Origin of the sequence: Janthinobacterium lyxosi (genome assembly GCF_051380665.1) — a bacterium.
Lineage (GTDB): Bacteria > Pseudomonadota > Gammaproteobacteria > Burkholderiales > Burkholderiaceae_D > Janthinobacterium.
In genome coordinates, this window is the sequence record NZ_JBNYXM010000001.1 from 296,033 (window position 1) to 308,818 (window position 12,786).

Consider the following 12,786-nt stretch of genomic DNA (forward strand, 5'->3'; position numbering starts at 1 on the left):
ATTCACGATTCATATAATTGGTATCAAGAAATGGAATTAGATTTATATGTTGCACTGCACTATAGTACTGGCAAATTCTATAATGCACAGGAACAGTATGTCTACCTTCGCCTCCGCCCTGTACGCAGTATCCGCACCCGTGCTGGAGATTTCCCTGCTGAACACCCTGCAACTCGTGCTGGTGATCGTGGCCGTGGGCGCCTTCGCCCTGCTATTCAAGCCTTTGCTGGTGGGTATCGCCCGCGCCATGCTGCTGTTGGTGCGTCCCAAGCTGAGCCGCGAAGAGCGTTTGGCGCGCCAGCAGATGCGCGAAGCGCAAGCCTTGCAACGCACCCTGGGCAAGATGGATGGCGTGTCGCCCAGCAATGCCGCCGAATTGCGCGCCTTGTCGACGCGCGCCTGAGCGATAAACTGTTGCGCAATGACAAGCTGGCGTGAGCCGGCATTTTTTTACGCCAGCCGCCAGCCGATTACGCCACGTCGCCCAGCAAATGCGCGCGCAACAAGGTGTCGGCCGGATGGGCGCCGATCCAGATTTTCAGCAGCGCATTGTAGAAAGCCAGTTCCGGCACCGTGTCGCCCACCTGCTTGCCGTTCAGCTTGCACAACGTCCCCTCTTCCGGCAGCCAGTCCACAGTCAGGATGTCGCCCTTTTTCAGGCCGGGCACCATGGCGAACATGGCGCCGAACTGCATCGTCTGGCTCAGCAGGCGTGTGCGGTCGGCCTGATCGGAACTGCGCTTCAAACCCTGCATGAAGGCTAGACCCAGCTCGTCGGAGGTGATATCGCGCAGCATGATGATTTCCAGACGGCGCGGCCCGGGCAGGGACAGGATGTCGGCCAGCAGGGTTTTCTTTTCCGGCAGGTACAGTGCAATCGTATAGATCTTGAAGATGACCTTGTAGCGCACGCCGGCGCCGTTGAGCTTGAGTTCGCGGCTGGCCAGCTGCACCGTGTCGTCCAGCTTGACGCCGCCCACTTCGACGGCCAGCGCTGGTTGTGCCACGGCGGCGCACAGGCAGGCGGCGGCCAGGGAGCGGCCCAAACGGGATGTGCTGCTATGCATCTTCTACCTCCGTGGAAACCATGGGCTGTGGATAAGTCAGCACACAGTGTAGAACAGTTGGCAGAAGCTGGCGCCACGGACCGTGGCGTGGGAGAAAGGTTTAGGTCTTTGCCGCAGGCAGTTCCGCCTGCAGGCGTTCGTATTTGGCCATCAATTGCTCAGGGCTTTCGCGCCAGGCGGGATTGAAGGGGATGCAGCTGACGGGGCACACTTGCTGGCATTGCGGCTCGTCAAAGTGGCCCACGCATTCGGTGCACTTGTTGGTATCGATTTCGTAGATTTCCGCGCCCATGTAGATCGCGTCATTCGGGCACTCGGGCTCGCAAATGTCGCAATTGATGCATTCGTCGGTGATCAGTAATGCCATGATTTCACTCTTACTTATTGCGATGATGCAGCGTTGGCGGCAATCTTGTTTTGCAGCCAGCGGTTCACCGAGGGGAAGACAAACTTGGAGACGTCGCCGCCCAGTGCCGCGATTTCGCGCACGATGGTGCCCGAAATAAACTGGTACTGGTCGGAGGGCGTCAGGAACATGGTTTCGACATCGGGCAGCAGGTAGCGGTTCATGCCCGCCATCTGGAATTCGTATTCGAAGTCGGAAACGGCGCGCAAGCCCCGCACGATGACCCGCGCTTCGTGCTTGCGCACGAAATCCTTGAGCAGGCCGGAAAAGCTTTCCACTTGCACATTCGGGTAATGGCCGAGTACTTCGTTGGCGATTTCCAGGCGTTCGTCGAGCGAGAAAAACGGTTGCTTGTTCTTGCTGTCGGCCACACCGACGATCAGCTTGTCAAACAGACCCGATGCGCGGCGCACCAAATCTTCATGACCGCGCGTGAGCGGATCGAATGTTCCTGGATAAACGGCTACAACCATTGCGGCTCCCTAACGATGCACCAATATAGACGCGCATTATGCCTGAAATTGGTGCTGCGCCTCGGGCTAGGGAGCCTTTTTGCCTCATTTATAGGCAGATTCAGGCAGTTGACGGCACTTTGTTGTAAGTTAGCAAATGATAATAAACGGTGCCTGCCTTATCGGCGCGGATGACTTCCCATGGCGCCATCCACTCGGGCTTTTCCAGTTCGCTGCTTTCATCGAAGACCAGCGGCAAGCCCGATTCCGCATACACCATGCCGCCTTCCTTGAGCAGGTTGGCGCACAGCGGTAACACTTTCGCCAGGAAATCCTGCTGGTAGGGCGGATCGAGAAAGATCAGGTCGAAACGCTGGCCGCGCGATGCCAGGCCTTGCGCCGTCAGCAGGGCGTCGCCGCGCAGCAGTTGCACATTCTCGGCGCGCAATTTCGTCTTGTTTTCTTCCAGCTGGCGGATCACGGGCGTGTGCGTATCGACCATGGTGACGGCGGCGGCGCCGCGGCTGGCCGCTTCGAAGCCCAGTGCGCCGCTGCCGGCGAACAGGTCCAGCACCTGGGCGTTGGCCCAGTCGCCATCGCGCAAGTGATTGATCCAGTTGAACACGGTTTCGCGCACGCGGTCCGGTGTCGGGCGCAAGCCCAGTGCCTGCAAAACAGGCAACACGGAGCGCTTCCACCGGCCGCCGATGATGCGCACCTGGTTCGGTGGCGGCGCGTGGTGGACGGGGACTTTGGCGGGTTTTTTAATCTTCTTTTGCATGGGGATTTCTTCAATTCGATGGCGGCCACTATAGCATATGGCCCCCTCTCCCCTGCTGGCGCTGCCTCTCTATTTGGGTTGCGTGGCCAGGGAATTGAAATCGTCGATCCAGCCCTGCATGCGCTTGATGGCGTGGGCTTTTTGCGCCGGCGTGGCGATCTTGATCACCGTCAAGACCATTTGCGCCGTGCTCGCTTCGTAGCTGTCAAAAAAAGCCTTGCGCTCCGAGTGTTCCAGGCGCTCGAAACTGTCCTTGATCAGGGTCGTGACCAAGGCTGCGGCCGCTTCCTTGCCGAGCTTTTCTTGGTGGACTTTCTTGACCAGGTTCAACACATTCTGCTGGCGCCGCATGCGTTCGTCGAGCCAGATGTCATTGTTCAGCGGACGCGCGTCGGATGCCTTGCGAATGATGGCTTCCTGCTCGCTGCTGAAGCTGCCGAACCACAGTTCAAATTGGTCCATGGCCTTCTTGTAGCGCAGTTTCTGGCGTTTCTCCTGGTCGCCGCTCAGGTATTTCTTGCGGTAATCATCATTGTTTGACTTGAACTTCTTTTCCATCTGTGCAATTTGCTCGGGTTTGAGCGAGCGCGCCAGGTCGGCCAGTTCGGGCGCAGCCTTCAGCAGCAGCGCCTGGGTGCGCTGCTTGATCTCGCTGTAATCCATCATCAGGTCCGCCTGCGTGATATTGCCTTGCAACTGCTTCTGGCCCGTGCGCAGGATTTCCACGTAATCCTTCAATTGCGTCTTGCGGTGCCAGTCGAACATCTTGTCGATATCGTCGCGCACCCAGTCTTTCTGGTCACGGTCAAGGTCGACATACGCGTTCAGCCACCAGTACAGCACGGTATCGCCATTGTTGTAGGCCAGGCGCAAGCCGCTGCAGCCGGCCATGACGACCAGCATCAAGGCCAGCACGGCATAAGTAAAACGCCCAAAGGGCGTGGAGGACGGGGCCTGCGTGTTAAACTTTTTCATATTCTTAACTTATAAAGTACGCTCTATGAACGTTGTCATTCTCGCTGCCGGTATGGGCAAACGCATGCAGTCGGCCCTGCCCAAGGTATTGCACCCGCTGGCTGGCAAGCCGCTGTTGTCGCACGTCATCGACACGGCGCGCGGCCTGGCACCGTCCCGATTATGCGTGATTTACGGGCATGGGGGCGCAGCGGTGCTGAAGTTGCTCGACGGCTACAACGCCAGCCATGCCGTGCAGATAGACGCCGCTGAGCAGGCGCAGCAGCTGGGCACAGGTCATGCCGTGCAGCAAGCGCTGCCTTTGCTGGACGACAGCGTGCCGACCCTGATCCTGTACGGCGACGTGCCGCTGACCAGCGCCGCCTCCCTGCAGCAGCTGGTGCAGGCGGCCGGCAAGGACAAGCTGGCCATTTTGACGGTGGAACAGGACGATCCGTTTGGCCTGGGCCGCATCGTGCGAGAAGACGGCGCCATTGTGCGCATCGTCGAGGAAAAGGATGCGTCCCCAAGCGAGCGCGCCATCCGCGAAATCAACAGCGGCATCATGGTCGCGCCCACCGTGCAGCTCAAGCAATGGCTGTCGGCCTTGTCGAATGACAATGCGCAAGGGGAATACTATCTGACCGATATCGTCGCGCAAGCCGTTGCCGATGGCGTGGCCGTTACCTCGGCCCACCCGGCTGCCGTGTGGGAAGTGGCGGGCGTCAATAGCAAGGTGCAGCTGGCCCAGCTGGAACGCATTCACCAGAACAATATCGCGCAAGCGCTGCTGGAACGGGGCGTGACCCTGTTTGACCCGGCACGCATTGACGTGCGAGGCGAACTCATTTGCGGCCGCGATGTCACCATCGATGTCGGCTGCGTGTTCGAAGGCCGGGTGGAACTGGGCGATGGCGTGCGCGTGGGCGCCCACAATGTCTTCATCAACGCCACGGTGGCCGCTGGCGCGTACATCAAGCCCTTCTGCCATATCGAGGACGCCATTGTCGGCGCCGCTTCCATCATCGGCCCGTATGCGCGCCTGCGCCCGGGCACGGTCCTGGCGGAAGACGTGCATATTGGCAATTTCGTCGAAGTGAAAAACAGCCAGGTCGCCGCGCACAGCAAGGCCAACCACCTGGCCTACATCGGCGACGCCACCATCGGCTCCAGGGTCAACATCGGTGCCGGCACCATCACCTGCAACTATGATGGCGTCAACAAGTTCCGCACGGTGATTGAAGACGACGCTTTTATCGGTAGCGACAGCCAGCTGATCGCGCCCGTTACCGTCGGCAAGGGCGCTACCCTGGGCGCCGGCACGACGCTGTCGAAAGATGCGCCGGCAGGCAAGCTGACCGTCTCGCGCGCGCGGCAAGTGAGCATCGACGGCTGGATGCGTCCCGTGAAGATCAAGAAGTAAGCGTAACGTCCACTTTGCACACAGGCAGGCCTTGCAGCCTGCCTTTTTTATTTGTGGATAACTGTGTGGGTAAGCCGCTGCATAAGTGGCGGATAAGCATGTGTGCAAGCCCCTGTATAAGCTGTTGGCAAGTTTGTGTAAATCGCCTGGCATGCGCTTGTCGCTTCATTTTCCTTCGATTGCCGCTGGCTACCAGCGCTGCAGCGGCGTTTACCCACGTATTGTGGATAACTCTGTGCGTAAGCCTGCGGATAAGTGCTGGGTAGCCTGGGTATAAGTGAGGATAACTGTTCTTCATCGCCGCTTTTCCATGTGTTGTAGTGGATAAGTCTGTGGAAAAGCGCGTGAATAGACGGTGGATAGCATGTGTGCAAGTACTGTAGTCGATCAAGGCAGGCCTGGCGACATATGCCCGGGCATTCCACTGCTGCCCGCCCGCCCAGTTACACGGCGTTGCGCTGGTCCAGGTTTTTTGCAGGTGCAGCAGAATGGAAGAATTTGAAGTTGAACGAACCTGAGCAATTCCCGACTGATTTTATCGGGAATGCCGGCGCAAATCAGGCGGGCAGGCGCAAGGCGAAGCTGATGGTGCCGTTGTTGCCGGCGCTGTCGAGGGTGACTTGGCCGCCGTGCAATTCGGCGATGCGCTGCACCAGGTACAGGCCCAATCCGGCACCAGGCTTGTGCTGGGCGATGCGACCGCGGAAGTATTTCTGGAACAGGCGCGGGATTTCATCGGCAGACAGGGGCTCGCCCGCATTGCTGACGACGATCTGCACGCGACCGTCATCGAGCGTAATGGCTTGCACGCGAATCGCCTGGGCCTGCGGCGCATGCCGGTCAGCATTGCTGAGCAGGTTGCGCAGGGCCACGCGCAGCAGGCTGGCATCGGCCACGATGCTGTCGGGCAGCGCCTGCACGCTGGCGTCGATGCGGCCATCGGGCCATTCGGCCAGCACGGCATGCAGCAGGGCGCGCAAATTGCATGGCTGGGGACGGAACGTCGCCGCGCTCGTTTCCATGCGGTCGGCGCTCAGGTATTCATCCACCAGCGCCGTCATGCGGCCGCTCGCTTCGCGCAAATTCTGGCAGCGCTGCAAGGTTTTTTCCCGTGGCGCCTCCGTGTTGCGGGCAATTTGCTGGGCCGTGGTGTTGATGATGGCCAGCGGCGTGTGGAATTCATGCGACACCATGGCAACGAAATCTTGCTGTTCTTCGCGTGTGCGGGTTTCCACTTCCAGGGCGGCACGCAATTCGCCTTCGAGTGCGGCGCGCCGGCCGATTTCCTGTTGCAGTGCCAGTGTGCGCCGCGCCACCTGCTCTTCCAGGCGTTCATTCAGTGCGTGCACGGCACGCACAGCCTCGGCCTGTGCCCTGTCCCTGGCGCGGCGCAATTCGGCGTAGCGGCGGTTGAGGCGCAGGCTCATCAGCATCATGTGGACAAAGGCGCCCAGAGTGGCTGCATGGTTGGTCCAGAAATTCGGCGGCACCACGGCCATGTTGCGCAGGAAGCTGATGATGACGCCGGCGTAGAAGATGCCGAAAATGAACAGAAAGGCATGCGCCGGACGATGGCCGCGCAGTGCCAGCCAGCTGGCCAGGCCGATGAACAGCACGATCAGCGGCAAGGCCGTCATTTGCACCACCAGCACGCCCGCGGCATAGTCGCCGCGCAGCACCAGCAGCACTCCGAACAGGGCGGCGGCGGCCGTGATGCCCACCACGGCGCGGCTGAAACGGGGATACAGGGTGGGCAGCTCCAGCTGCAAGGTGGAAAAACGCGCGCCGACGGCAATCGACATGGCCATCGATATGCCCAGCATGGGATCGGACAGCCCATTCGGCATGGCGAAAATTTGCTGGGGAATGGCGATCGTCAGCGCCTCCGTGGTGGCATTCGTCAATACATACAGCAGATACCAGCCGCTGTGGGCTTCGCGCGTCATGCGCCAGAAAAAGATATGGAACAGGATCAGCAGCAAATAACTGCCGAACTGCAAGCCGTAATACAGGTATTCGCGGCGCGAGGAAGCGTCGAAGCTGGCGCTGGGCAACAACGTCAGCTCCGTCGACATGGCTTTCTTGCTGTGCAGGCGCACCAGCCAGCGCTGCGTCTGACCCGGCGGCAACTGAACGGGAAACACCACCTGGCGCGCATCGACGGGCCAGGCGTCGCGGATCACGTCGGCGCCTGCCTCTTGCCGCAGCCAGTGTCCGGCCTGATCCTGGCGATACAGGCGCACGTCATCGAGCACGGCGTTGCTAAAGCGCAACACCCATTCATCGGGCGACTGCGCCGCGCGCGTCACCTCCAGGCGCAGCCAGATGGCATCCTGCGTATAGCCGGCACTGACGGCGCCAGGCAGCGGGCGCCAGCCTGATGCGGCCAGCGCGGCCTCCGGATCCAGCTGGCCGGAAGTATCGCGCAGCATCTGCATGTGGCCGCTGGCCGACACGGGCTCCCCGCTGGCCGGCAGCGTCAGTGGCGCCAAGACGGGCGCGGCCCCCCCGGCCAGCGGCTGCAGGGTGGCGAACAACAGGACAATGGCAAACAGGATTTTCATGGCGCAGGAGCTTACCATGCGGGGCATGAGGCCCCTGCGGCTTGCTTCTCGGCAGCATGACGATCGGTTATCCTTGTGCCATGTTGAACCTCATTCTGCTTGAAGACGAAGCCGTGCTGCGGCAGGAATTGACCGAGTTCCTCGGCGACTGCGGTTACCGTGTCAGCGCCGTGGCCGACCTGGCCGCGTTTCATGCCTGTTACGTACCGGCGCTGCACCGCATCGCCATCATCGACCTGGGCTTGCCCGACGGCGATGGCATGGTGCTGGTGCGCGCCTTGCGGGCGCAGGGGCAGCCCATCGGCATCGTCGTGTTTACGGCGCGCGGCACGACGCGGGACAAGGTGAACGGCCTGGGCGGCGGCGCCGACTATTACCTGCCCAAGAGCGCCGACCTGGATGAACTGGCGGCCACCCTGAGCGCGCTGGCACGGCGCCTGGGCGAAGTGGCCGTTGCTGTCATCGCGGCGCCCGCCACGGCCTGGGTGCTGGAACTGGGGCCGCGCCGCCTGCTGCCGCCCGGTGGCGACGCCATTGCGCTGTCGCAACAGGATGTGACGGTGCTGCACGCCCTGATGGCCGAACCGGAGCGCATCGTCAGCCGCCAGCAGATCGTCCAGTCCCTGGGCGAGGATTTCCTCAGCTATGACCAGCGCCGCCTGGACACCCAGATCAGCCGTTTGCGCCGCAAGGCCGAGCAGGCCACCGGCATGACCTTGCCCATCAATACCGCCCGCAATGCCGGCTACCGCTTTTATGCCGACGCGCAAGTGCGTCCCTGAATTTTCCATCTGCGCGCAGCTGTGGATAAGCTTGTCGATAAGTGGTGCAAAAGCCTGTGGGCAAGTTGTGTAAAAGCGGTGTAAAAGTCACCGTGGCAATGCCTTGCTCGGTGGCATGCATGGATGCTACAGGCTTGCCGGGGCACGGCCTGTCTGGAGATTGCGGGAGAAAAATCGTCCTGCCATCGCTCGTAGAGCCTAGCCTGCTTGTGCATAAGCCTGTGCAAAAGTGCCGTATAAACGGTGCGCAAGACGCGTATAAGCATGTGGGCAAGCGGTGGATAATCGGCTAATGACAAATCAGACGGCGATGCGTGTCTCGAACTTGCTGCGAAACGTGGAAAAATAGCTTTTCACGTTGCGCACATTGGCGTGCGCGGCAAACAGGCGGTGCGCCAGCGCGTGATACGCGGGCATGTCGGCCACCTGCACCATCAACACGAAGTCGGGTCCGGGCGAGACGCGGTAGCATTGCAGCACGGCCGCTTCCTCCGCCACCAATTGTTCGAATTCCGCCATACGTTCCGCCGCCTGTACATCGAGCGTGATTTCCACGATGGCCGTCAGGCGCGCGCCCACCAGCTGCGGCGCGACGATGGCCACTTGCCGCTCGATCACCCCGCTTTCCGTCAAATGCTTGACGCGCCGCAAACACGTGGGCGCCGAGACATGCACCGAGCGCGCCAGCTCACTGTTGGTTTGCGATGCATCAATTTGCAAGGCGTTCAGAATGCGACGATCGATCTCGTCGAGGGCAATGTTGTGTTCGCTCATAATTTTGACGAATTGAAAAATATATTGAGTTTAAATGAAATAATATTTCATCATAAAATAGTTGTGAAATATTCCGTCAAAAATACACATATTTAGAAAGCATATTTCATTCACTCTGCATTAGCATGCGTGCATTGATTAAATTTTAGACAGAGGTTTCCATGTGCGGCATCGTCGGCGCGGTAGCGCAACGTAATATCACTCCCATCCTGGTCGAAGGCTTGAAGCGCCTGGAATACCGCGGCTACGATTCCTGCGGCATCGCCCTGCACGCCGATGGCCGTTTGCAGCGTTCGCGCTCCACCTCGCGCGTGGCCGAGCTGGAAAAGCAGATCGCCGAAGAAGGCTTGAGCGGTTTTACGGGCATCGCCCACACGCGCTGGGCCACGCATGGCGCCCCTGTTTCCTTCAATGCCCATCCGCACTTTTCCCCAACGGAAGAGAACGCCCGCGTGGCGTTGGTGCATAACGGCATCATTGAAAACCATGATGAACTGCGCGCCGAACTGACGGCCTTGGGTTACGTCTTCCAGAGTCAGACGGACACGGAAGTGATCGCCCACCTGGTCGAGCACATGTACAACGGCGACCTGTTCGAGACCGTGCAGCAGGCCGTGAAACGCCTCGATGGCGCGTATGCGATTGCCGTGTTCTGCCGCGACGAGCCGCACCGCGTGGTCGCCGCGCGCCAGGGCTCGCCCCTGATCGTCGGCCTGGGCAATGGTGAAAATTTTGTCGCCTCCGACGCCATGGCCCTGGCCGGCACGACCGACCAGATCATCTACCTGGAAGAAGGCGACGTGGTCGACCTGCAATTGTCGCGCTGCTGGATTGTCGATGTCGATGGCAAGCCCGTCGAGCGCGAAGTGAAAACCGTGCATGCGCATACGGGTGCGGCCGAGCTGGGCCCGTACCGTCATTACATGCAGAAGGAAATTTTTGAACAGCCACGCGCCATCGGCGACACGCTCGAAGGCGTGACGGGCATCATGCCGGAACTGTTCGGCGACAACGCCTATGCCATCTTCAAGCAGATCGACCGCGTGCTGATCCTGGCCTGCGGCACCAGCTCGTATGCGGGCATGACGGCCAAGTACTGGATCGAAGCGATTGCCAAAGTGCCCGTCAGCGTGGAAGTGGCCAGCGAGTACCGCTACCGCGACAGCGTGCCGCACCCGAACACCCTGGTCGTCACCATTTCGCAAAGCGGCGAGACGGCCGATACCCTGGCCGCCCTGAAACATGCGCGCAGCCTGGGCATGCTGCACACCTTGACCATCTGCAACGTGGCCACCAGCGCCATGGTGCGCGAATGCGCGCTGGCCTACATCACGCGCGCTGGCGTGGAAGTGGGCGTGGCGTCGACCAAGGCGTTCACGACGCAGCTGGCGGGCCTGTTCCTGCTGACCCTGTGCCTGGCGCAAGTCAATGGCCGCCTGTCCGAAGAACAGGAAGCGGCGCACCTGAAAGCCATGCGCCATCTGCCCGTCGCCATCGCGTCCGTGCTGGCACTGGAACCGCAAATCATCGCCTGGTCCGAGGAATTCGCGCGCAAGGAAAACGCCCTCTTCCTGGGCCGCGGCATGCACTACCCGATTGCCCTGGAAGGCGCCTTGAAACTCAAGGAAATTTCTTACATCCACGCCGAAGCGTATCCGGCCGGCGAACTGAAACACGGTCCGCTGGCCCTGGTGACGAATGAAATGCCGGTCGTCACCATCGCGCCGAACGACGCCCTGATCGAAAAGCTCAAATCGAACATGCAGGAAGTACGCGCCCGCGGCGGCCAGCTGTACGTCTTCGCCGACGTGGATTCCCGCATCAGCTCCGGCGAAGGCTTGCACGTCATCCGCCTGCCCGAGCACTACGGCGACCTGTCGCCGATCCTGCACGTGGTCGCGCTGCAACTGCTGGCGTATCACACGGCACTGGCGCGGGGCACGGATGTGGACAAGCCACGCAATCTGGCGAAGTCCGTGACGGTGGAATAAGCAGGCCGGATTCCGCCTTTCGCTATTATTCCTGCTCAATAAAGTCGTAAATTGAGCCAAGAAGAAAACGCCACCTCCGGGTGGCGTTCTCTTTTATCAGGCACCGCCGTTCACTCTCTGGAAAAACCATACGAGTGACTTTTTTCTGTCACCGTTGAACCCATTGTGCGAGAATGCCCCTCCCCCCTGGATGGTGCGCATGATGACCAAACTCGCCGCAATCATAACTGGAATGACACTAGTGCTGGCAGCTTGCAAGCCCGCAGCCACAGCACCTGCGCATGACATTCCTGCGGCAATGAGCCAGACCGCGAGCACCCTGCTGCAGTCAAAATTTCTACACGCGACCTCGATTGCTGTAGTTTATCGCGGCAAGGAGTTCATTCTGCATCAAGGCGAGCTGGAGACCGGCAAAGCCAATCCGCCGAACGATACAACGCTGTATGAAATCGGCTCAGTCAGCAAAACTTTTGCTGGCCTGCTACTGGCGAATGCTGTGCTTGATGGGAAGGTGGCGCTCGACGATCCCATACAAAAGTACCTGGCGGCCGCCTACCCGAACCTGCAGTCGCAGGGGCAGCCAGTTCGCTTGCGCCATTTGATCACGCACACCAGCAATATGCCGGGCATGCTGCCATTGCAGGTGAATACCGTATTGAAGGATTTCATTGCACACGCCACGCCGGCAAAGCTCAATGCAGCCTACGCCAACTACGGACAACAGCAATTCTGGCAGGACTTGCACACAGTCAGCATCAAAGGTCCGCTTGGCAAGGACTACGCCTATTCAAGCGCCGGTACCGAACTCATTGCGCACACTCTCGAAAAAATCTACGGAATGCCCTATGAAGTCCTGCTCACGCAATTCATCGCGCGCGAAGCCGGCATGCAAGATACCAAGCTGAGAATCACAGCCAAGGATACCGGCCGGCTAGCGCCCGGCTACCATAGCGACAATCCCGTCATGACAACAGCGATGCCACAACTGCCTTGGGGGGCAGCGGGCAACCTGAAGTCGACTATGCCGGATATGACGAAGTATCTGCGCCTGCAATTGAGCGCCAATCCCGCGGTCGTCGAATCGCACAAGCCGCTGGTACGCTTTCAGGATGACTTCAGCATTGGCTATTTCTGGAACATCGGTAGCAATCGCCAGTTGGGCACGCATTATGTCCACCATGGCGGCGTGCCACGTGCGCAAAGCTACGCCTACGTCGTTCCTAAATATCAGCTTGGGGTCTTCATCATCACCAACCAGAGCGGCGACGCCACTGCCGGCGCCATGGAAAGCGCGCTGGCGCATATTTTCGACACAGCGGAATCCATGGAAAGCGCGAAGTAGGCTGGCCCTTATTTTGAAAATCCTTGTGTCGGTGGTCCGATTCCGCCCCGGGCCACCAAGAACAGTTCTACGCAAAACGCCAACCCATGCAGGTTGGCGTTTTGCTTTTCAGCTCGGCACTCTGCACTTCCGGAAAATTTCCAGTCAGGGCACCCGTTAACCTTGGCGTATCAGTTTGCCAGGATACTTAAATGAAGAGATGGCTGGCAAGGCGCTCCAGTATCCAATCGCTCATAACAGTCTCCACTCA

Annotated in this window: 12 protein-coding genes; 5 read left to right on the top strand and 7 right to left on the bottom strand. The window is 59.9% G+C overall.

Going from position 1 to position 12,786, the window contains the following annotated elements:
* Positions 1-97: 97 nt before the first annotated feature.
* Positions 98-403, top strand: a complete 306-nt coding sequence (locus ACQ4WP_RS01435; protein ID WP_436518326.1) for a hypothetical protein — start codon at positions 98-100, stop codon at positions 401-403.
* 67 nt (positions 404-470) lie between these two features.
* On the opposite strand, the gene ACQ4WP_RS01440 is transcribed toward ACQ4WP_RS01435, so the two are convergent.
* The 5 genes from ACQ4WP_RS01440 to ACQ4WP_RS01460 all read right to left on the bottom strand — a co-directional run bounded on the left by ACQ4WP_RS01440 (position 471) and on the right by ACQ4WP_RS01460 (position 3,681).
* Positions 471-1,067, bottom strand: coding sequence for a chalcone isomerase family protein (locus ACQ4WP_RS01440; protein WP_436518327.1), 597 nt, complete (start codon positions 1,065-1,067; stop codon positions 471-473).
* Positions 1,068-1,167: 100 nt separating this feature from the next.
* Positions 1,168-1,434: a YfhL family 4Fe-4S dicluster ferredoxin gene (locus ACQ4WP_RS01445; RefSeq protein WP_436518328.1), complete on the bottom strand. Its 267-nt coding sequence runs from the start codon at positions 1,432-1,434 to the stop codon at positions 1,168-1,170.
* A gap of 14 nt (positions 1,435-1,448) precedes the next feature.
* On the bottom strand, positions 1,449-1,946 hold the full coding sequence (gene coaD / locus ACQ4WP_RS01450) for a pantetheine-phosphate adenylyltransferase (protein WP_034752633.1): 498 nt from the start codon (positions 1,944-1,946) through the stop codon (positions 1,449-1,451).
* 100 nt (positions 1,947-2,046) lie between these two features.
* Positions 2,047-2,706 carry a 16S rRNA (guanine(966)-N(2))-methyltransferase RsmD gene (gene rsmD, locus ACQ4WP_RS01455; protein ID WP_436518329.1) on the bottom strand — a complete coding sequence of 220 codons (660 nt, stop codon included), beginning with the start codon at positions 2,704-2,706 and terminating at the stop codon, positions 2,047-2,049.
* Between the two features lie 69 nt (positions 2,707-2,775).
* Positions 2,776-3,681 (bottom strand): DUF6279 family lipoprotein, encoded by a 906-nt coding sequence (locus tag ACQ4WP_RS01460; RefSeq protein ID WP_436518330.1) that lies wholly within the window; start codon positions 3,679-3,681, stop codon positions 2,776-2,778.
* Positions 3,682-3,706: 25 nt separating this feature from the next.
* On the opposite strand from ACQ4WP_RS01460, the gene glmU reads away from it, so the two are divergent.
* Positions 3,707-5,083: a bifunctional UDP-N-acetylglucosamine diphosphorylase/glucosamine-1-phosphate N-acetyltransferase GlmU gene (gene glmU / locus ACQ4WP_RS01465; protein ID WP_436518331.1), complete on the top strand. Its 1,377-nt coding sequence runs from the start codon at positions 3,707-3,709 to the stop codon at positions 5,081-5,083.
* 557 nt (positions 5,084-5,640) lie between these two features.
* Here glmU and ACQ4WP_RS01470 read toward each other — a convergent pair.
* Positions 5,641-7,674, bottom strand: coding sequence for a sensor histidine kinase (locus ACQ4WP_RS01470; protein WP_436518332.1), 2,034 nt, complete (start codon positions 7,672-7,674; stop codon positions 5,641-5,643).
* Between the two features lie 53 nt (positions 7,675-7,727).
* Between ACQ4WP_RS01470 and ACQ4WP_RS01475 the strand changes: the two genes are divergently transcribed.
* Positions 7,728-8,429 carry a response regulator transcription factor gene (locus tag ACQ4WP_RS01475; protein ID WP_436518333.1) on the top strand — a complete coding sequence of 234 codons (702 nt, stop codon included), beginning with the start codon at positions 7,728-7,730 and terminating at the stop codon, positions 8,427-8,429.
* A gap of 300 nt (positions 8,430-8,729) precedes the next feature.
* Here ACQ4WP_RS01475 and ACQ4WP_RS01480 read toward each other — a convergent pair whose 3' ends face one another.
* Entirely contained in the window at positions 8,730-9,203 is a 474-nt protein-coding gene (locus ACQ4WP_RS01480; RefSeq protein ID WP_436518334.1) for an Lrp/AsnC family transcriptional regulator, read from the bottom strand.
* A gap of 161 nt (positions 9,204-9,364) precedes the next feature.
* On the opposite strand from ACQ4WP_RS01480, the gene glmS reads away from it, so the two are divergent.
* Together glmS and ACQ4WP_RS01490 are read left to right on the top strand one after the other, a co-directional pair.
* Positions 9,365-11,194 (top strand): glutamine--fructose-6-phosphate transaminase (isomerizing), encoded by a 1,830-nt coding sequence (glmS, locus tag ACQ4WP_RS01485; RefSeq protein ID WP_436518335.1) that lies wholly within the window; start codon positions 9,365-9,367, stop codon positions 11,192-11,194.
* Positions 11,195-11,393: 199 nt separating this feature from the next.
* Positions 11,394-12,536: a serine hydrolase domain-containing protein gene (locus ACQ4WP_RS01490; protein WP_436518336.1), complete on the top strand. Its 1,143-nt coding sequence runs from the start codon at positions 11,394-11,396 to the stop codon at positions 12,534-12,536.
* Positions 12,537-12,786 lie beyond the last annotated feature (250 nt).